The following is a 20478-nucleotide window of genomic DNA, read 5'->3' as shown; positions in this document are numbered from 1 at the left end:
CCCACATTGGACCTGTGCCGTCAGGCAGATTGCATTTCAAGGCAGGAACGCCTGCCGGTATTCACCAGGGGTTGCGCCCATCGCCTGGCGGAACCGGTTGGTAAAGTGGCTCGCGCTGGAAAATCCGCACGCCAGGGCAATCTCGCCCAGCGGCAACGACCCACCCCGCAACAACTCCCGGGCGCGGGCCAGGCGCCGCGCCAGCAGATATTGATGGGGCGGCAGTCCAAAACTCTCGCGAAACATCCGCGCAAAGTGGTACTCCGACAACGCACACAAGCCTGCCAACTGCCCCAGGCTGATCGGCTCCGCCAGTTGCTGGTCGATGTGCTCCACCAGTTGCCGGCGCTGGTGGGCGGCCAGCCCGCCTTTCAAACGCAAACCCTCGCGCATCCCCACCTGGCTGAGCAAGGTATGGCTGAGCATTTCATGGGCCAGGCTGCTGGTCAGCAGGCGTTCGCCGGGCTCTTTCCAGTTCAGGCCGATCAACTGGTGAAAACGCCGGGCCTGCCGCGCATCGTCGAGGAAGGTGCTCTCGCGCAGTTGCAACTCGCGGGGTTCGCGGTCCAGCAAGGTGACGCAGCCCAGGGCGAATTGCTCGGGGCTGAAATACACGTGGGCCAGGCGGATTTCGCCGTTGATCACCCAGGCCGACTGATGCTCGGCCGGCAGGATGCACAACTTGTCCGGGCCTCCCTTGGTGCCGGGCTGGTCGCGGCGAAAGGTGCCGGTGCCGCCGCCGATGTAGCAGGACAAGGTGTGGTGGTCGGGGGCTTCGTAATCCTGGGCGTCGTGATGGTTGCTCCACAATGCTGCAGACAAGCCGTCACCGAGCTCGGCGCACAGCTCGAGGCGAGCGTTGGGCGAGCGGTTGAGGGATTGAAAGACTTGCAGGGTTTCCAGTGGCGGCATATTCGTACTCTCTGACGGCTTGCATCCTACTCCCCGCGGCGGCGGCTGTGATCCCGGCAGCCGACAAAAGCGCAAGAATGTGCAAGAGACCTGGTGCCGCCAGGGGCGAAACTGTGGCTCAACCCTCGGAGCCCGCCATGAACCTTTTCCTGTATTTACTCACCGTATTGATCTGGGGCACCACCTGGATTGCCCTCAAGTGGCAACTGGGCGTGGTGGCGATTCCGGTGTCCATCGTCTATCGCTTTGGCCTCGCGGCGCTGGTGCTGTTCGTGATGCTGCTGCTCAGCCGCAAGCTGCAGGTGATGAACCGGCGCGGGCATCTGATCTGCCTGGCCCAGGGCCTGTGCCTGTTTTGCGTCAACTTCATGTGCTTCCTGACCGCCAGCCAGTGGATTCCCAGCGGCCTGGTGGCGGTGGTGTTCTCGACGGCCACCTTGTGGAACGCGCTGAACGCCCGGGTGTTCTTCGGGCAGAAGGTCGCACGCAATGTGTTGATGGGCGGCGGCCTTGGCTTGCTCGGCCTCGGGCTGTTGTTCTGGCCGGAACTGGTGGGGCACACCGCCAGCCCGCAAACCTTGCTCGGCCTGGGTTTGGCATTGCTCGGCACCATGTGTTTCTCGGCGGGCAATATGCTGTCGAGCCTGCAGCAGAAGGCGGGCCTCAAGCCACTGACCACCAATGCCTGGGGCATGGCCTATGGTGCGTCGATGCTGGCGATGTACTGCGCGGTGCAGGGCATTCCGTTCGACATGGAATGGAACAGCCGGTACATCGGTTCGCTGCTGTACCTGGTGATCCCGGGTTCGGTGATTGGCTTTACCGCCTACCTGACCCTGGTCGGGCGCATGGGGCCGGAGCGGGCGGCGTATTGCACCGTGCTGTTCCCGGTGGTGGCGTTGAACGTCTCGGCGTTTGCCGAGGGCTATCAGTGGACGCCGCCGGCGTTGGCGGGGTTGGTGCTGGTGATGCTGGGGAATGTGTTGGTGTTTCGCAAGCCCAAGGCTGGCGCGCCGATCAATCCAATCTACAAGGCGAAGCAGGTTTAGTGTGGGGGGCTCGACAGCTCCCACATTTGATCTCCTTTACCTGAGAATCACCGTTCATTACTTCAGGCCCAGGCGCTTGGCCATTCGTCCCAGGTTGGCCCGGTCCAGGCCCAGCTCACGGGCGGCACTGGCCCAGTTGTACTGGTGGCGTTCCAGGCAGGCGCTGATGACCTGGCGCTGGTAGTTCTCGGTGGCCAGGCGCAGGTCGCCGGTGACGTCCGGCACGGGGTCGGGCTGCGCTTCGAGCGGTGGCGCGGTGGCGTTCGGCAAGTCCAGATCCGCCGCGCTGAGGCTGAGAATCTTCGGGCGCTCCCGGCAGTTACCCAGGGCTTTCAAGGCGCTGCGGCCGATCAAGTGTTCCAGTTCGCGCACATTCCCCGGCCAGGTATAAGCCAGCAGTGCCGCCTGGGCATCGCTGGTCAGGCGCAGGCTGCCCAGGCCCATGCGTGAGCGGTTCTGTTCAAGGAAAAAGCCCGCCAGCAACAGCACATCGCGACCGCGCTCACGCAGCGCCGGGACTTGCAACGGGTACACACTCAAACGGTGATAAAAGTCGGCACGATAGCGGCCGCTGCGTACTTCTTCGGCCAGATCCCGGTTAGTGGCAGCGATCAGGCGCACATCCACCTGGTGCTCCTTGTCAGACCCCAGGCGCTGCAACTGGCCACTTTGCAGCACCCGCAGCAGCTTGGCCTGCACGGTGAGGGACAACTCGCCCACTTCATCAAGAAACAGCGTGCCGCCATTCGCCAGCTCGAACTTGCCCCGGCGTTCGTTGAGCGCGCCGGTAAACGCCCCGCGCACGTGGCCGAACAGTTCGCTTTCCACCAGGGTTTCCGGCAGGGCGGCGCAGTTGAGGCTGATCAGCGGTTTCTCGGCGCGGTTTGATGCAGCATGGATCGCCTGGGCCACCAGCTCCTTGCCCACGCCGGTCTCGCCGGTGATCAATACCGTCAGGTCACTGCCACCCACCAGGTTGATTTCTTCCACCAGGCGTTTGTGGCTCTTGCTCTGGCCGATCATTTCCTTGTGCTGCTGGCCGCTGGCCTGGCGGTAGATTTCGGCGCGCTGGTGTTCGTCTTCGGCACGCAGGGCCAGGCGTTCAATGCGTTCAGCGACATTGACGGTGGCGGCGGCGAGGCTGGCGAAGGCTTGCAGGGCGTCCAGTTCCACCCGTTCGAAGCGCTCGGTATCCAGGGCGTCGAGGGTCAGCAGGCCCCAGGGCCGGTCGTCGACAAACAGCGGGCAGCCCATGCAGTCGTGGACTTCCAGGTGCCCGTGCAGGCCATCCACCAAGCCGTCATAGGGGTCGGGCAGTTCGCTGTCGCTGTCAAAGCGGGTAGGGCCGGGGCTGCTGAGCAGCACGGCGAAACGCGGATGTTCGCTGACCTTGAAGCGCCGGCCGAGGGTGTCGGTACTCAAGCCATCCACCGCCAGCGGCACCAGCCATTCGCCGTCGAGGCGCAGCAGGGCGGCCGCGTCGCAGGGTAGCAGGGCGCGCATGGCCTGGAGCAGGCGCCGGTAACGCTCGCCTTCGGGCAACTCGCGGGACAGGTCGGCGACCAGGGGCAGCAGGGTGGTGAGCAGCGGCTTCGCAGTCATAATGACTCCTTGTAGTCATAGTGACTATATAACGTAGGAAGTCATACTGACTACATTAATATTAAGCATTTGATTTATAAGGATTTATTAGTTGGCATGAATACTGAGTAGTAAAGGGTATTCAGTAAGAAGACTCAGGAGTCTGCCATGCTTAGTGCCCAAGACCGTGCCATCGTCAAATCCACCGTGCCCCTGCTGGAAAGTGGCGGCGAAGCCCTGATCACCCATTTCTACCGGATGATGCTGTCCGAATACCCAGAAGTACGTCCGCTGTTCAACCAGGCCCACCAGGCCAGCGGCGACCAGCCCCGGGCCTTGGCCAACGGCGTGCTGATGTACGCCCGGCATATCGACCAACTCGACCAGTTGGGCGATCTGGTGGCAAAGATCATCAACAAGCACGTGGCCCTGCAGATCCTGCCGGAGCATTACCCGATTGTCGGTACCTGCCTGCTGCGGGCAATTTCCGAAGTGCTGGGCAGCGAAATCGCCACCCCTGAAGTGATGAGTGCCTGGGGCGCCGCCTATGGCCAATTGGCCGACATCCTGATCGGTGCCGAGGCGGCTATCTATAAAGAGAAGGAACAAGCACCGGGCGGCTGGCGTGGCGCGCGGCCGTTCACCTTGGTCAAGCGTGTGGAGGAGAGCGCGGAAATTATCTCGTTTTACTTCGCGCCTGTGGATAACGGCCCGATCCTGGCCGCCGAGCCTGGGCAGTACATCGGCATGAAGCTGGTGCTGGAGGGCGAGGAAGTGCGCCGCAACTATTCCCTGTCGGCGCGTGGCGATTCGGGCCAGTACCGCATCAGCGTCAAGCGCGAAGCCGGTGGGCGGGTGTCGAACTACCTGCATGACCAGTTCCAGGTGGGTGCGACCATCGATCTGTTCCCACCTTCGGGGGAATTCACCCTGGCGGCCAGCGACAAGCCATTGGTGCTGATCAGCGGCGGCGTGGGCATCACGCCAACATTGCCGATGCTCGAAGCGGCGCTGGCCACCGAGCGTCCGGTTCACTTTATCCACTGCGCGCGTAATGGCGGCGTGCATGCGTTCCGCGAATGGGTGGACGGCCTGGCGGCGCAGCATCCACAGCTCAAGCGCTTCTATTGCTACGCCGAGGATGATGGCGTGAGCCCGGCGGCGGACAAGGTCGGGATGCTGAGCCAGGAGCAACTGGCGGCGTGGCTGCCGCAGGAGCGCGATGTGGATGCGTACTTCCTGGGGCCTAAAGGCTTCATGGCGGCGATCAAGCGTCACTTGAAGGCCCTGGGTGTGCCGGAAGCGCAGAGCCGGTATGAGTTCTTTGGGCCGGCGTCGGCCCTGGAATAACTTACTCGGTCAAAAATGTGGGAGCGGCGGTGCGACGATTCGACTTGCTCGCGAAGGCGGTGTATCAGGCACACATTCAGTGACTGACACTCCGCTTTCGCGAGCAAGCCCGCTCCCACATTTTGATCTCCATTTTCCCTGATTAATCTCCTGTTAATGCCTCCTGTTTAAACCTCCACACGCCAACTGCTCAACTTTCACCGTCCGCGTGTAAACTTGCGGCCATTGGCACAACCATCATTGGCTAAAGGGAAACGGGGATGATCGACGAATTGCGTTTGGGCAGGGAGCGACGCTTTCTGGTACTGCTGGGCATCATCTGCCTGGCGCTGATCGGCGGGGCGCTGTACATGCAGGTGGTGCTGGGCGAGGCCCCTTGCCCGCTGTGCATCCTGCAACGTTATGCCTTGCTGCTGATCGCGATCTTCGCCTTCATCGGTGCCGCCATGCGCACCACCCGCAGTGTCACGGTGTTTGAAGCACTGGTGACCCTCAGCGCCCTGGGGGGCGTCGCCGCTGCCGGCTATCACGTGTACATCCAGTTCTTTCCGAAGGTCAGCTGCGGCATCGACGTGCTGCAACCGATTGTCGATGGCTTGCCGCTGGCCTCGGTGTTTCCCCTGGGGTTCCAGGTCGACGGCTTCTGTGAGACGCCGTACCCGCCCGTGCTCGGCCTGTCCCTGGCCCAGTGGGCGCTGGTGGCCTTTGTGCTGACGGTGATCCTGGTGCCACTGGGCATTTACCGTAATCGCCAGGGCAACGCCTAAGCGGTTACAACTCAACGCCCCGGCCTTCCTCTAAAGAAGGCTGGGGCGTTTTTGTTTGTAGGCATTTGTGAAGAGGCCGTGACGCGGGGCAAGTTTGGGTGTGCGCAGCGTGCGACATGTTGTCACACGGAAGCTGTCGCAGGACGTTTCTGACGCTCGTAAACGCGCCATAAATTTGCATGAAGCGGCGTTTTATGGCTGTCAGTTCGTCGTCTGGCCGACGCCGCGAGTGGCGTGCGGTCGGCGACATTGCCCGATGTCCGAATGCCTTGTTTTTAGGGGACTTTGATCCGTTCTCGATGCCCTTACAGGCTGTAAGGGATGTGGCAGATTGCCCAATAACACGGCATTTTTTGTGGTTTTTGTCGAGAATCAAACGCGATACGATCGCGGACCTTTGCAATAATGGTGAAGGATTATTGCTGGAAACGATAAAAATTATTTCTGGATAAGACATGGTTTATACATCGCTAGCTAACTACAATCGCCCGCACTGAATGTCCGGTGCTGCTCACCCCTGAGCAAACTAGGGCGGTCGAGAAGCGGATGTAACGTTTCATGCGACCCCAGGTGCCGGCAGCCTTTCAACTATCCGCACCAAATGGAATTGGTCTGTAACAAGGCCTTTGACCAACGAATTCGAATAAGAACTCACCGCTAGCCCGGGACGTGTCGATTCGCGCAAGGTGCGACGGGCAGGCCCTTATTCAATCGAAGAGAAATGCCAACCCTTGGCAGGGTGAAGTGTTGGCGATCAAAACCCAACTGCATTGCGCAAGCTGCTTTAGAGGTCGTGAGATGAGTAAAAACAGGTACCCCCGATTACTAGGCTTTTTGCCGCTGCTTGGCATGATGTTAATGCTGGGAGGCTGCAAGTGGACCTTGCTCGACCCTAAAGGTCAGGTCGGTCTGGATCAACGCAACCTGATCATCACCGCCACCCTGCTGATGCTGTTGGTCGTGGTGCCCGTGATCATCATGACGTTCGCGTTCGCCTGGAAATACCGCGCGTCGAACACCAGCGCCACGTACGCGCCGAAGTGGTCGCACTCCACCAAGATTGAAATCGCGGTGTGGCTGGTGCCGATCCTCATCATCATCGCCCTGGGTTACATCACCTATAAGTCGACCCATGAGCTGGACCCGTACCGTCCGCTGGACTCCGACGTCAAGCCGATCAACATCGAAGTGGTCGCGCTGGACTGGAAGTGGCTGTTCATCTACCCGGACCTGGGTATCGCCACTGTGAACCAGATCCGGTTCCCGGAGAACACCCCGCTTAATTTCCGGATCACCTCCGACGCCGTGATGAACTCGTTCTTCATCCCTGCACTGGGTGGCCAGATCTACGCGATGGCAGGCATGCAGACCCGTCTGCACCTGATCGCGAACGAGAAAGCTGAAATGGAAGGCATCTCCGCCAACTACAGCGGTGCTGGCTTCACCGGCATGAAATTCAAAGCGATCTCGACGAGCCAGGAAGATTTCAACGCCTGGGTAGCCGAAGTCAAGGCCGCACCTAAACAGCTTGATCAAGCTGAATACGACGCCCTTGCCAAACCAAGCCAGAACAACCCAGTCGCCCTGTACTCCACGTACGAGCCGGACCTGTTTCAGAAAATCGTCGACAAGTACGAAGGTATGAAGCCAGGCAAGCCGATCGAGCACGAGAAGAAAGAAGTGGCCGCGGTTGAAGGTTCTGACACGGGCTCGCATTCAACTGCTGGGGCAGAGGAGTAAACGATGTTTGGTAAATTAAGTTGGGATGCGGTCCCGTTCCACGAGCCGATCGTGATGGTGACCATCGCCATGATCGCGCTGGGTGGTCTGGCACTGTTTGCAGGTATCACTTACTTCAAGAAGTGGACCTACCTGTGGACCGAGTGGCTGACTTCGGTCGACCACAAGAAAATCGGCGTCATGTACGTCATCGTTGCCATGGTCATGCTGCTGCGTGGTTTTGCCGACGCCATCATGATGCGTACCCAGTTGGCCATGGCCACCGAGGGTTCGCCTGGCTACCTGCCTCCTGAACACTATGACCAGATCTTCACCGCCCACGGTGTGATCATGATCATCTTCATGGCGATGCCTTTCTTCACCGGCCTGATGAACCTTGCCTTGCCGCTGCAGATCGGTGCGCGTGACGTTGCGTTCCCGTTCCTGAACTCCCTGAGCTTCTGGCTGCTGGTATCCGGCGTAGTGCTGATCAACCTGTCCCTGGGCGTCGGCGAATTCGCCAAGACCGGTTGGGTTGCGTATCCGCCATTGTCGGGCCTGGCCTACAGTCCGGGCGTGGGTGTGGATTACTACATCTGGGCGCTACAGTTATCAGGACTCGGGACGACACTGACGGGGGTCAACTTCCTGGCCACCGTCTTGAAAATGCGCGCCCCTGGCATGAAGCTGATGGACATGCCGATCTTCACCTGGACCTGCACCTGGGCCAACGTACTGATCGTTGCATCGTTCCCGATCCTGGCTGCAACCATGGCGTTGCTGTCGCTTGACCGTTACCTGGATTTCCACATTTTCACCAATGAACTTGGTGGCAATCCAATGATGTACGTGAACCTGTTCTGGGCATGGGGTCACCCTGAGGTGTACATCCTGATCCTGCCAGCGTTCGGTATCTTCTCCGAAGTGATCTCGACCTTCTCGGGCAAGCGCCTGTTCGGTCACCACTCGATGATCTACGCCTCGGGCGCGATCTCGGTACTGGGCTTCATGGTTTGGCTGCACCACTTCTTCACCATGGGTTCGGGGGCCAGCGTCAACGCGTTCTTCGGACTGGCGACGATGCTGATTTCCATCCCGACGGGGGTGAAGCTATTTAACTGGCTATTCACCATCTATCACGGTCGTCTGCGTATCACCAGCCAGGTTCTGTGGACCCTGGGCTTCATGGTGACCTTCGCGATCGGCGGCATGACCGGCGTACTGCTGGCCATCCCGGGTGCTGACTTCGTACTGCACAACAGCCTGTTCGTCATTGCTCACTTCCATAACGTGATCATCGGCGGCGCAGTATTCGGCTACATCGCAGGTTTCAGCTTCTACTTCCCGAAAGCGTTCGGCTTCAAGCTGCACGAAGGCTGGGGCAAGGCTGCATTCTGGTTCTGGATCTCGGGCTTCTTCGTCGCGTTCATGCCGCTCTACGCTCTGGGCTTCATGGGCATGACCCGTCGTCTGAACGCCACGACCAACCCTGAGTGGGTACCGTACCTGTACGTTGCCATGGTGGGTGCACTGATGATCGCTGTGGGTATCGCCTGCCAGCTGATCCAGCTGTATGTCAGCGTGCGTGATCGCAAGCAGAACATGTGCGAATCCGGCGACCCATGGAATGCACACACCCTGGAATGGTCGACTTCGTCGCCACCGCCGTTCTACAACTTTGCCGTACTGCCGAAGGCTGACAGCATCGATCCGTTCACCGAAGCCAAGGAAGACGGTACTGCGTACCAGAAGCCTGCGCGTTACGAACCGATCCACATGCCTAACAACACCGCTACCGGCGTTGTGATGGGCGCGCTGTTGACCGTGTTCGGTTTCGCGATGATCTGGCACATCTGGTGGCTGGCCATCGTGAGCCTGGTGGGCACCATCGGCTACTTCATCGTTCACGCTGCCCGTGATGACCAAGGCTACATGGTGCCGGTCGACGTGATCGAACGCATCGAAGCCGAGCAACACGCTCGCCTGGTTGCCGAGAAGAAGATCCCGGCCAACCGTGTTGAAACCTCGTTGGAACAGGCTTAAACCATGTCGAACTTAGTGACCAATGCTGGACACGCCCATGTCGATGACCATGGGCACGATGACCATCACCACGACTCGGGGCCAATGACCGTATTCGGTTTCTGGCTCTACCTGATGACCGACTGCATCTTGTTTGCGTCGATCTTCGCGGTGTACGCGGTACTGGTAAACAACGTAGCGGGTGGCCCGTCGGGCCACGACATCTTCGAACTGCCTTACGTGCTCGGCGAAACCGCCTTGCTGTTGTTCAGCTCGATCACCTACGGCTTCGCCATGCTGGCCTTCTACAAGGGCAGCAAGAAAGGCGTCCTGAGCTGGTTGGCACTGACCTTCCTGTTCGGCCTGGGCTTCATCGGCATGGAGGTCAACGAGTTCCACCTGCTGATCTCCGAAGGTTACGGCCCGCACCGTAGCGGCTTCCTGTCGGCGTTCTTCACGCTGGTAGGCACCCACGGTCTGCACGTGACTGCCGGTCTGATCTGGATGGCGACCATGATGTATCAGGTCAACAAACATGGCCTGACCAACACCAACAAGACTCGCCTGAGCTGCCTGAGCCTGTTCTGGCACTTCCTGGACGTGGTCTGGATCTGCGTCTTCACCGTTGTCTACCTGATGGGGACTCTGTAATGGCTAATGCACATTCCCATGACAGCCATGATGACAGCCACGGCAGCGTCAAGTCGTACGCCATTGGCTTCATCCTGTCGGTCATCCTGACGCTGATCCCGTTCGGCCTGGTGATGTACCCAACCTTGCCGAAGTCGATCACCTTGATGATCGTCCTGGCGTTCGCGGTGATCCAGGTCCTGGTTCACCTGGTGTACTTCCTGCACCTGGACCGCTCGAAGGCTCAGCGCGATAACGTGATTGCGTTCGTGTTCGCAGGTTTGGTGATCCTCCTGCTGGTTGGCCTGTCGGTATGGATCATGTTCAGCATCCATACGTTCATGATGGCGAAGTGAGGTAAGACCCGATGTCGCTTAAGCACTTTATCCAAATCACCAAACCGGGGATCATTTTCGGTAACGTGCTTTCTGTGGCAGGCGGTTTCTTCCTGGCCTCCAAGGGGCATGTCGATCTGGCCATTTTCCTGGCTGCGATGATCGGCACGTCCCTGGTGGTAGCTTCCGGTTGTGTATTCAACAACTGCATCGACCGCGATATCGACATCAAGATGGAACGCACCAAGAATCGTGTGCTGGTCCAGGGCCTTATCTCCCTGAAACTGGCACTGATCTTCGCGACCATCCTGGGTATCGCCGGCGTGGTGTTGCTGTACAAGGTGGCCAACCCGCTGGCGGCGCTGTTTGCCGTGATCGGCTTTGTCATCTACGTCGGCTTCTACAGCCTGTACCTCAAGCGCAAGTCGGTTCACGGCACGCTGGTGGGCAGTCTGTCGGGGGCGATGCCGCCGGTGATTGGTTATGTGGCTGTGACCAATAGCTTCGACATGGCCGCGTTGGTGCTACTGGTGATGTTCAGCCTGTGGCAGATGCCGCACTCCTATGCCATCGCGATCTTCCGCTTCAACGACTACCTGGCTGCCTCGATTCCGGTTCTTCCGGTCAAGCGTGGCATCAAGGTCGCCAAGAAACACATCCTGCTCTACATCCTGGCCTTCCTCGTGGCGACCTTGATGTTGACCTTCAGTGGCTACGCCGGCATGAGCTACCTCGCCGTTGCCGCCGCCATGGGCATGTACTGGTTGTACATGGCCTGGACCGGCTACAAGGCGGTGGATGACACCGTCTGGGCACGCAAGCTGTTCGTCTTCTCGATCTTCACCATCACCGCCTTGAGCGTGATGATGTCCCTGGATTTCCAGGTGCCGAAAGAGTTGCTGCTGACGTACGCTCACTGAGTGATCGAGCAGTAAAAAGCCCCGCCTTCGAAAGAAGCGCGGGGTTTTTTATTGAGGGGCCTTTAAACTATGCCAAATCTTACAAATGCAGGAAGCAGCGTGATGAGTAAAAAAGCCGTTATCGTATTCAGTGGTGGGCAGGATTCGACCACCTGCCTGATCCAGGCACTGGCGCTGTATGACGAGGTGCACTGCATTACCTTCGATTATGGCCAGCGCCATGTGGCGGAAATCGAAGTCGCACAGAAACTCGCCAAACAGCTGGGCGCCACCGTTCACAAAGTGATGGACGTGTCGCTGTTGAACGAGCTGGCCATCAGCAGCCTGACCCGCGACAACATTCCGGTACCCACGGTGAACAGCTCGGGCGAGAGTTTGCCGAGCACCTTCGTGCCAGGCAGGAACATTCTGTTTCTGACCCTCGCGGCGATCTACGCCTACCAGGTCAAGGCGGAAACGGTGATCACCGGGGTGTGTGAAACCGACTTCTCCGGCTATCCCGATTGCCGGGACGAGTTCGTCAAGGCGCTGAACAAAGCGCTGCAACTGGGCATGGAATACGACGTACGCCTGGAAACGCCGTTGATGTGGCTGAACAAGGCCGAGACCTGGGCCCTGGCGGACGATCACCAGCAGCTGGACCTGATCCGCAACCAGACCCTGACCTGCTACAACGGCATTATCGGTACGGGTTGTGGCAACTGCGACGCGTGCAACCTTCGCGCACGTGGCCTGAACGACTACCTCGAAAACAAGGCAGCCGTCATGCAGAGCCTGAAAAGCAAACTGGCGTGATGTCGATCGTTCCCACGCTCCGCGTGGGAACGCATCCCGTGACGCTCCGCGTCACAAAGGCGGACGCGGAGCGTCCAACGCGGCATTCCCACGCAGAGCGTGGGAACGATCATCAGCTGGCGTGTGGTTGGGCCTGGGTATCGCCCGTGATGTAGCGCTTGAACAGCGAGCGGGCGCCATAGGCCGGCAGGATGTTGAAGAAGGCAAAGCAAACCTTGATCGCGATCTGCACGTAGATCATGTTCAGGATGTCGCTGGTCTGCATGGCGCCGTAGAACGCGATGAAGCAGAACAGGAAACTGTCGATGATCACCGCGAAGAACGTACTCAGGAAAATCCGCAGGAACAGGTACCTGGAATTGGTCAGCTCCTTGATCTTGCACAGCAGGTACGAGTTGATGTTCTCCGACACCAGGAACGAAACCGAAGAGGCGATGAGCACCGACGACACCTGGATGATCACGTCGTTGTAAGGCCCGTCGAGCTTCCAGCCTGGCAAGCCGGGGAGGAAGGTCGAGCCGTAGAGCAGGATGATGATCATCGCGTTACTGGCAAACGCAAACAGGATGGCCCGTCTCGCCAGCCGCAGGCCGAATTGTTCGTTGAGCAAGTCCACGATCAGAAACGTCAGCGGGTAAAGGAACGTGCCGGGCGTGACGATAATGCCCAGCGACTCCAGGTAGATAGGTTTGGTCGCGGCGATGCTGGTGAAGATATAGAACGTAAAGAGCAGCAGGTTCAGGATGATGTAAATCATCCATGAGTTCTCGTTGCGGTCGTTGAGGTCGTACGCGGTCAGCGCTCCGCCCTGTGAGTAGAACTTCTTGTACATGTTCTTGACTTCCATTTTATTTAAATTGTCCATGATTTCGCTGTTCAGCACTTCGCTCAGCTTTATCCGAATGATCTTGCCCGTGGCGATCACCATGATCACCGCCAGGCTCTTGTCATTCTCGAACCCCAGCAACTTGTATTTGCTGTTTTCGACTTCGTGCTCATACGTTGTCATTGAAGCGCTCCTCGATGATATCTCCCACCACACAGATACGATCCGAGCTGACACACGCTTGATCCGTGATAAATAGTTTTTTGCTGAGCCTGTCGTACACCAACTTTTCCTTGTCGTCGCTCGACGTCCCTTTCTGCACGATCAACAAATCGCCCGGCTCGTTGACGCCGGCAATCGCATGTTCCAGCAGCACGGCTATCAAGTTGTAGGAAGTGCCGAAGTAGTAGGTCAGCGGGTACAGCGTGGCGAGTTCGCCAATGCGCTTGTCCATGCTCGCCATGACCTGGCTTTGCTTGATGATCGGCACGGCAGCAGGGTTCATGTTGCCCTGGGGGGAGATACTGCTGTCGATGATCTCTTTTTCTTCGAAGTCGAGGGTCTCGATTTCTTCATAGGAAACGCCGAAGAAATCCGAGATCTTGCGGATGGTGGACTGCTGTACGTTGACGACCTTGCCTTCCAGAATGTTGTAGATCGTGGTTCTGGTCAGGCCGGCCGCATTGCACAACGACAGCTGCGTCTCTCCGCGGCTCTTGATCAGGTATTTGATATTGCTCTTCAAATACTCGGTGCGTTCTTTTCTGTGAATCAAATGCCCACCACTTCCTTATGTTCTACACAGAGCGTCCATGTTGCGCTGGGGTGCGTGCTTCGCCGCGGCGCGAAGTGTTGCATGCGCCTGCCACAAGAATAAAGACCGTGATCAGTTTTTTGGCGATTGGCCATCATCCAGCCAGGAAAAACCGCGTCTTGTCCCCCTGTGTGCGGCCAAAAAGAATCATTTAATTTGGAAAATGTTCATTTTTCTGCTTAATTGCCCTGCGCCCAACGGAAAGGCGCACGGGATTTTCAGGGAAGGAACACAGGACAATGGCAGTCGACACGCAACCACTTACCCACCAGGCCGACCTGCTGCAACGAGGGCTGGCGGATCTACGGGCAGAAGACGCGGAGCTGGCAGGGTTGCTGGATGCGGAAGTCACGCGCCAACACCAGACGCTGTCGCTGGCCGCTTCGTCCTGCGCAGTGAGGCCGAATATCCTGGCGGCGTCCGCCTCGCTGCTGGTCAACGTGACCGCCGAGGGCACGCCCGGCTGGCGTCATCACGCCGGCTGCGAGAATGCCGACCGGGTCGAAGCCCTGGCTGTGCGCCGAGCGCGTGAGCTGTTCGGTGCGCAATACGCCGGCGTGCAATCACACTCGGGTTCGACTGCCAACTATCAGGTACTGGCGGCCTTGCTGGAGCCGGGAGACACCGTGCTCGGCATGGCTCCCGATCATGGCGGGCATCTGAGCCACGCCAGCCCCGTCGCGTTCACCGGCGCGAACTACAAGGCGCTCCGGTACGGCACTACCTCCAAGGGTGTTATCGACTACGACCAGGTGCGCACACTGGCGCTGGCCCATCGCCCGCGCGTGATCATCTGCGGGGCGACGGCCTACTCGCACACCATTGATTTCGCGCGCTTGCGTGGGATTGCCGACGAAGCCGGGTCGATCCTGCTGGCGGACATTTCGACCATCGCCGGCCTGGTCGCCACCGGGCGCCATCCGAGCCCGATCGACGCAGCCCACGTCACTACGCTGTGCACCCATAAACAACTGGGCGGCCCGCGTGGCGGCCTGATCCTTTCCGGTCGCGACGCCGAAACCAAGGTGCCGGGCCTTAAGACCAGCTTCAGCCGGCTCCTCGATCAAGCCGTGTTCCCACGAATGCAGGGCGCACCGGCCTTCAACATGATCGCGGCAAAGGCGGCGGCGTTCGGCTACGCCATGTCCGCGGATTTCGACGCCTGGATGGCGCGTATTCGCACCACGGCCGACGAACTGGCCAGCGCGTTCCAGGCCTGTGACTACGAGGTGGTGGGCGGGCGCAGTGAAAACCACTCGGTGCTGATTCGCTTGCGTGGCGGCATCACCGGCGCCATCGCCCAGGCGGCGCTGGAGCAGTGCGGCATCATCGTGGACAAGCATCGCGCACCGGGAGAGACGCGACCATCATTCGTCGCTGGCGGGTTGTGTATCGGCACCGGCTCCCTGGCGCAACGCCAGCTCGACGCCGATGGATGTCGGCAGGTCGTCGAACTGGTGTGCCGGGTACTCGATGCGGTCACGCCCCTCAACGAGCACAAGTTCACCCTGGATCCGAATGCACAGGAATCCCTGCGCTTGCAGGCTCAAGCCTTGTGCGCGAAGTATCCCCTCGCGGATTACCTGCACAACTGAGCAAACATCCAAATGGATGTTTCATGTTATTGCAGGATAAATTGCTGTACGGTGTTTAAGCGGCTGTTATAGACGGTCGCGTTGTTGCTCATTCTCATCATTAACAAGCTGCACGACAGCTTGGCGTTCTCCTGGCAGTTATAAAAAGGGCTCTTAAAGTCCGTTCAACCTCCGTGAACGAAGTACTCAGCCTTTTGCAGTGAAGTCGAACTAGGCCCGTGCGCCGATAGTTGTTCGACTCATGAGGAGATATCCCGTGATAACCCGAAGAAAACTCCTGTATTCAGGCGCAGCCTTGACCGGTGCTGGCCTGTTTGCCCCGCTGTGGGCAGGTGCCGCGCTGGCGCAGGAAGTCAGCAGCGCCGCCAGCGACGACATTGAATCCTTCCGCCAACTGTCGATGTTCCTCCTCGAACGCTCGAACCTGGATGCCGCCTTGTCCTTGCGCATCCTGGCCCAGTGCACCCGGAACGACCCTGCATTCCCCGAGAAGATCAAAGCCTTGTGGAGCAAGGTTGGCCAGCATCACCTGCGCAACGTCGGCCAGTTATCCGGCAGCCCGTTCTACGCCGACCCGGTGATCAAGGATACGACGCAAAAAATCGTCTCCGCCTGGTACCTGGGCTACACCGGCACGCCGGTGTCCCTGCGCGCCACCGACGGCACGCGCCTGGTCACCTTCACCGGCGCCCTGGCCTATGCGCCGACCGCGGACGCCACGGTGATCCCGACGTACTCCCGGGGAAAAACCAATTACTGGGTCAATCCTCCGGCCACGCTGGCCAACGACTAAGACAAGGCACTTTTATGAATCAGGATTTTGACGCCGATGTCATTGTGGTTGGCTCCGGCGCATTAGGCAGTAACGCAGCATTTGAATTGGCCAGGCACGGCAAGTCAGTGATTATTCTGGAAGCCGGTGAACATATTCCCCGCTGGAAGATAGTCGAGAACTTCCGTAATTCGTCGAACAAGGGCAATTACAACTCACCCTATCCGAATGAACCGTGGGCCCATCATTCTTACGATGAGCAATACATCGAGAACACCGGTTCTTTCGAGTTCCGCCCCGGCATGTTGAAACTGGTGGGCGGTACCACCTGGCACTGGGCGGCAGCGTGCTGGCGTTACTTGCCCAACGATATGAAACTCAAGACGCTCTACGGCGTAGGTCGCGACTGGCCGCTGGAATACAGCGAGCTGGAACCCTATTACGTGCGTGCGGAAATTGCCCTGGGCGTATGCGGCAGTGACACCCAGGACCAGAGCGGGCAGGGCGGCGGCGCTTTCCCGCCACGCTCAAGCCCGTACCCGATGGCGCCGGAAGGTGATACCTACCTGTTCCAGCGCCTGCGCGAACGCATGGCACCGGCGGGGTATCACTTTATCCATGAGCCCAATGGCCGTGCCACTGAACCCTACGACGGGCGCCCGGCGTGCAGCGGCAACAACAACTGCATGCCGGTCTGCCCCATTGGCGCGATGTACAGCGGCGACGTGCACGCCCGCCATGCGGAACAGGCCGGCGCCAAGCTGATCACCGACGCCACCGCCTACAAGCTGGAAAAAGGCGCGGACGACAAGATCGTCGCCATCCATTACCGCAGCTCCACCGGCGCTGATGTGCGGCTCACTGCCAAGTACTTCATCGTTGCCGCCCACGGCCTGGAAACCCCCAAGCTGCTGCTGATTTCCGAGGTGGCCAACTCCTCCGACCAGGTCGGTCGTAACCTGATGGACCACACCGGCCAGGGCCTGCAATTTATCGCCGACGAGCCGTTGTGGCCGGGACGCGGCGCGGTGCAGCAGGGCGGGATTTTCAACCGCCGCGACGGCGAGTTCCGCAAGGAGCGGGCCTCGGTCAAACACTCGATCTCCAACAACGTGCCGAACATTGCCGTGGCCAAGCGGCTGATCGCCCAGGGCGTGTACGGCAAGGAGCTGGACGAACGCATCCGCCACGAGGCGGCGCGTTGGGTCGACGTCTCTACCGTGTATGAAACCCTGCCATTGCAGACCAACACCGTGCGCCCGAGCCGCACCCGCAAGGACGCCCTGGGCATTCCGATGCTGGTGGTCAACTACGAGGTGGGCGACTACGTGAAGGCGGCCAAGGCCGGCGTCACTGAAGACTATGCGCACTTCGTGCAGCTGATGGGCGGCACGGTGGTGGAAGACAACACCGGCTACCAGAACCGCGACCACCTGATGGGCACCGTGATCATGGGCGCCAACCCCAAGGATTCGGTGGTCAACCACGAGTGCCGCACCCACGACCACGCCAACCTGTTTCTCGCCACCACCGGGGTGATACCGGCCTCCGGCACCATCAACCCGACCCTGGCCGGCGTGGCGCTGAGTATCCGTATGGCCGACATCATTGCGCGGGAGGTCTAGGTCATGGGATTGCTTAAATTTCCATTGCTGGCCTTGCTGCTCACCGCGTTGCCGGTGTTTGCCGCTGAAGACACCGCCGCGCTGATCGAGAAGGGCGCCTATGTCGCCCGTGCCGGCGATTGCGAAGCCTGCCACCGTACCGCCGAGAATGGCGGCGCGCCGCTGGCCGGCGGGTATGTGATCGACTCGCCCATGGGCAAGATCATCTCCAGCAACATCACCCCGTCCAAGGCCTACGGCATCGGCGACTACACCGAGCAACAACTGGCGGACGCCTTGCGCAAAGGCATTAACGCCAAGGGCCAGCACCTGTACCCGGCGATGCCCTACACCTCTTACCAGGGCATGAGCGATGACGACATCCACGCCTTGTACGTGTACCTGCAACAGGGCGTCAAAGCCGTGGACCAGCCGGTGCCGGAAACGCACCTGGCGTTCCCGTTCAACATCCGCCAACTGATGTTCGGCTGGAACCTGGTGTTCCTCGACAGCCAGGGTTTCGTGCCCAAGCCTGGCGCCACCGAACAGACCAGCCGTGGCCAGTACCTGGTGGACAACCTCGCCCACTGCGGCGCCTGCCACACCCCACGTAATGCCTTGATGGCCGAGGACAACAGCCAGTACCTGGCCGGCGCCAAACTGGGGGGCTGGGTTGCGCCCAACATCACCTCCGACAAGGTCAGTGGCCTCGGCGACTGGAGCGAGGACGACCTGGTCAACTTCCTGAAAAACGGTCACCTCGCCGACAAGGCCCAAGCCGCGGGCGGCATGGCCGAAGCCGTGGAAAACAGCTTCCGCTACCTCAGCGACAGCGACCTGCATGCCATGGCCGCCTACCTGCACAACGTGCCGCCGATCCGCGATCCCGGGCAAACCGAGCGGGTGGTGCGTGACGTCAAGCCGGTGGACATGAGCACCCTGGAAACCGGCCAGGGCGATCAAGCCTCACTGGCCGACGCCACCGGACTGGATGGCGCACGCCTCTACAACTCGGCCTGCTCCAGCTGCCACGGCCGCGATGGCCAGGGCTCGGCTGACAAGTTCTACCCGTCCCTGAGCCTCAACACCGCGCTCAACGGCAACCAGGCCAACAACCTGGTGATGGCGATCATCGCGGGCATCGACCGCAAAGGTGCCGACGGCGCCGTGAGCATGCCGGCCCTGGGCGGTGACCTGAACGACGCGCAAATCGCCGCCATCGCCAACTACAGCCTGCACACCTTCGGCAACCCGGCGCTGAGCGTCAGTTCCGAAGAAGTCACCAGCCTGCGTCGCGGTGGGGATGCGCCGTTGTTGATCACGGCCATGCCGTACCTGCTGTGGGGCGGTGGCCTGGTGGTGCTGGTGCTGATCATCGTGCTGTTGCTGTGGCGCCGTCACCACCAACACCTGCGGGCAGTGGAGGCCAAGCGGATCGCGTTGAACCGGCGTTTTCATTCCAACTAGCCGGAAACGCAAAAGCCCCGCCTTCGGTATGAAGTGCGGGGCTTTTTGTTGGTTGGGTAAATCACCGGCTGTTTTCCTCGTCATACCCAATTGCAGGAACGGGGGCGAATCCCGCACCTGAAGCTGCGAGCCGACAAGGAGAGGTCTTCATGGTCAACGTGAGTCGTCGTTCCCTGATCGCACTGGGCGCGGCCTTGCCGTTGCTGGGTCGCCTGGACTGGGCTGAGGCAAGCCCCGCCGCGGCGGCGCCCGAGGTGCTGCTCAACTACAACGAAAGCCCCTACGGGCCCTCGCCGGCTGCGCGGCAGGCCATGCAGCGCGGTATTGCCGTTTCGGGGCGCTACCCGTACCCGGACATGTACGCGCTGGTCGAACAGTTTGCCAAACAGCAGGGCATTCTGGAGGAACAGGTGGCGGTGTTCGCCGGCTCCATGGCTGCGTTGCGCTACGCGGTGCTGGCGTTTACCAGCGAAACCCGCAGCCTGGTGATGGCCACGCCTTCCTACGAAGTTCCGCGCCAGGCAGCCGAGTCGTGCAAGGCCAGGGTGCGTGAAGTGGACCTCACCGCCGATCACGCCCATGACCTTCCCGCCATGCTCACCGTTGACCGCCAGCCCGGCCTGATCTACCTCTGCAACCCGAACAATCCCACCGGCACCCTCACACCCGCCAAGGCCATCGAACAGGCACTGGCGCGCAAACCCCAGGGCAGCATTTTGCTGGTGGACGAGGCCTACATCGACTTCAGTGACGCACCCAGTTGTGTGGCGTGGGTCAAGGACCATGACGACTTGCTGGTGCTGCGCACGTTCTCGAAAATCTACGGCCTGGCTGGCGCACGCCTGGGGCTTGCGATCGGTCATCCGCAGCTGCTGGAACAACTGGCGGTGTTTGGCGGGGACAACGTGCCGGCGGCCGCCAGCCTGCTGGCCGCCCGCGCCAGCCTTGCGGATGCGCAACTGGTGCCGGCGCGCAAGGCGCTCAATACCCGGTTGCGGGATGAGACGGTGGCCTGGCTAAAAAACCGCGGATTCACCTGCACGGCGTCTCACAGCAACTGTTTCATGATTGATGTGCGCCGTCCGGCGGAACAGGTCATCGAGCGGCTGGGCGAGCAGGGCGTGAAGATTGGGCGCGTGTGGAAAAACTGGCCGCAGTGGGTGCGGGTCACCGTGGGCAATGCTGATGAGATGCAGCGGTTTCGCGAGGTGTTTGCGGCTCAAGTCGTAGGCTGAATTCGCTGCGACGCAGGTCAAATGTGGGAGCGGGCTTGCTCGCGAAAGCGGAGTGTCAGTCAATGCATACGTGACTGACCCACCG

18 protein-coding genes are annotated in these 20478 nt (G+C 60.1%); 14 read left to right on the top strand and 4 right to left on the bottom strand.

The genetic code is table 11. The annotated features are described in order from the left end of the window. Nucleotides 1-36: 36 nt before the first annotated feature. Complete coding sequence (locus HX873_RS08475) at nt 37-912, bottom strand: helix-turn-helix domain-containing protein (protein ID WP_008435627.1); 876 nt, start codon at nt 910-912, stop codon at nt 37-39. Between the two features lie 137 nt (nt 913-1049). Here HX873_RS08475 and HX873_RS08470 point away from each other — a divergent pair, with 137 nt between their 5' ends. Then, nucleotides 1050-1961: a DMT family transporter gene (locus tag HX873_RS08470; protein WP_102369860.1), complete on the top strand. Its 912-nt coding sequence runs from the start codon at nt 1050-1052 to the stop codon at nt 1959-1961. Between the two features lie 57 nt (nt 1962-2018). On the opposite strand, the gene norR is transcribed toward HX873_RS08470, so the two are convergent. Beyond that, on the bottom strand, nt 2019-3563 hold the full coding sequence (norR, locus tag HX873_RS08465) for a nitric oxide reductase transcriptional regulator NorR (protein WP_102369859.1): 1545 nt from the start codon (nt 3561-3563) through the stop codon (nt 2019-2021). 147 nt (nt 3564-3710) lie between these two features. Here norR and hmpA point away from each other — a divergent pair, with 147 nt between their 5' ends. The 8 genes from hmpA to queC all read left to right on the top strand — a co-directional run bounded on the left by hmpA (nt 3711) and on the right by queC (nt 12080). Further along, nucleotides 3711-4892 carry an NO-inducible flavohemoprotein gene (hmpA, locus tag HX873_RS08460; RefSeq protein ID WP_102369858.1) on the top strand — a complete coding sequence of 394 codons (1182 nt, stop codon included), beginning with the start codon at nt 3711-3713 and terminating at the stop codon, nt 4890-4892. A gap of 260 nt (nt 4893-5152) precedes the next feature. Continuing rightward, the gene (locus HX873_RS08455; protein ID WP_003216367.1) at nt 5153-5659 is read left to right on the top strand and encodes a disulfide bond formation protein B; all 507 of its coding nucleotides are present in this window, start codon (nt 5153-5155) and stop codon (nt 5657-5659) included. 798 nt (nt 5660-6457) lie between these two features. Then, nucleotides 6458-7399 (top strand): ubiquinol oxidase subunit II, encoded by a 942-nt coding sequence (gene cyoA / locus HX873_RS08450; protein WP_008435619.1) that lies wholly within the window; start codon nt 6458-6460, stop codon nt 7397-7399. A gap of 3 nt (nt 7400-7402) precedes the next feature. Continuing rightward, on the top strand, nt 7403-9421 hold the full coding sequence (gene cyoB, locus HX873_RS08445) for a cytochrome o ubiquinol oxidase subunit I (protein WP_003216371.1): 2019 nt from the start codon (nt 7403-7405) through the stop codon (nt 9419-9421). Nucleotides 9422-9424: 3 nt separating this feature from the next. Next, nucleotides 9425-10051 carry a cytochrome o ubiquinol oxidase subunit III gene (locus HX873_RS08440; protein ID WP_008435616.1) on the top strand — a complete coding sequence of 209 codons (627 nt, stop codon included), beginning with the start codon at nt 9425-9427 and terminating at the stop codon, nt 10049-10051. Next, nucleotides 10051-10386: a cytochrome o ubiquinol oxidase subunit IV gene (gene cyoD, locus HX873_RS08435; RefSeq protein WP_003216374.1), complete on the top strand. Its 336-nt coding sequence runs from the start codon at nt 10051-10053 to the stop codon at nt 10384-10386. Before HX873_RS08440 ends, cyoD begins: the two co-directional genes overlap by 1 nt. Nucleotides 10387-10397: 11 nt before the next feature. Next, the gene (gene cyoE, locus HX873_RS08430; RefSeq protein ID WP_003216376.1) at nt 10398-11285 is read left to right on the top strand and encodes a heme o synthase; all 888 of its coding nucleotides are present in this window, start codon (nt 10398-10400) and stop codon (nt 11283-11285) included. 102 nt (nt 11286-11387) lie between these two features. Beyond that, nucleotides 11388-12080, top strand: a complete 693-nt coding sequence (gene queC, locus HX873_RS08425; RefSeq protein ID WP_003216378.1) for a 7-cyano-7-deazaguanine synthase QueC — start codon at nt 11388-11390, stop codon at nt 12078-12080. Nucleotides 12081-12192: 112 nt separating this feature from the next. Here queC and HX873_RS08420 read toward each other — a convergent pair whose 3' ends face one another. Next, nucleotides 12193-13089, bottom strand: coding sequence for a queuosine precursor transporter (locus HX873_RS08420; protein ID WP_003216380.1), 897 nt, complete (start codon nt 13087-13089; stop codon nt 12193-12195). Further along, nucleotides 13076-13681, bottom strand: a complete 606-nt coding sequence (locus HX873_RS08415) for a helix-turn-helix transcriptional regulator (RefSeq protein WP_003216382.1) — start codon at nt 13679-13681, stop codon at nt 13076-13078. Before HX873_RS08415 ends, HX873_RS08420 begins: the two co-directional genes overlap by 14 nt. A 278-nt stretch (nt 13682-13959) precedes the next feature. Here HX873_RS08415 and glyA point away from each other — a divergent pair, with 278 nt between their 5' ends. From glyA to HX873_RS08390, 5 genes are all read left to right on the top strand, one after another. Then, nucleotides 13960-15315, top strand: coding sequence for a serine hydroxymethyltransferase (glyA, locus tag HX873_RS08410; protein ID WP_177122571.1), 1356 nt, complete (start codon nt 13960-13962; stop codon nt 15313-15315). A 256-nt stretch (nt 15316-15571) separates the two neighbouring features. Continuing rightward, entirely contained in the window at nt 15572-16108 is a 537-nt protein-coding gene (locus HX873_RS08405; RefSeq protein WP_023659207.1) for a sugar dehydrogenase complex small subunit, read from the top strand. 14 nt (nt 16109-16122) lie between these two features. Beyond that, nucleotides 16123-17712: a GMC family oxidoreductase gene (locus tag HX873_RS08400; RefSeq protein WP_177122570.1), complete on the top strand. Its 1590-nt coding sequence runs from the start codon at nt 16123-16125 to the stop codon at nt 17710-17712. Between the two features lie 3 nt (nt 17713-17715). Beyond that, nucleotides 17716-19158 (top strand): cytochrome c, encoded by a 1443-nt coding sequence (locus HX873_RS08395; protein ID WP_177122569.1) that lies wholly within the window; start codon nt 17716-17718, stop codon nt 19156-19158. Nucleotides 19159-19307: 149 nt separating this feature from the next. Beyond that, nucleotides 19308-20393 (top strand): pyridoxal phosphate-dependent aminotransferase, encoded by a 1086-nt coding sequence (locus HX873_RS08390; RefSeq protein ID WP_102369854.1) that lies wholly within the window; start codon nt 19308-19310, stop codon nt 20391-20393. Nucleotides 20394-20478 lie beyond the last annotated feature (85 nt).

The organism is Pseudomonas sp. P7758 (assembly GCF_013386485.1).
Lineage (GTDB): Bacteria > Pseudomonadota > Gammaproteobacteria > Pseudomonadales > Pseudomonadaceae > Aquipseudomonas.
This window is presented reverse-complemented; position numbering and strand designations above follow the sequence as displayed.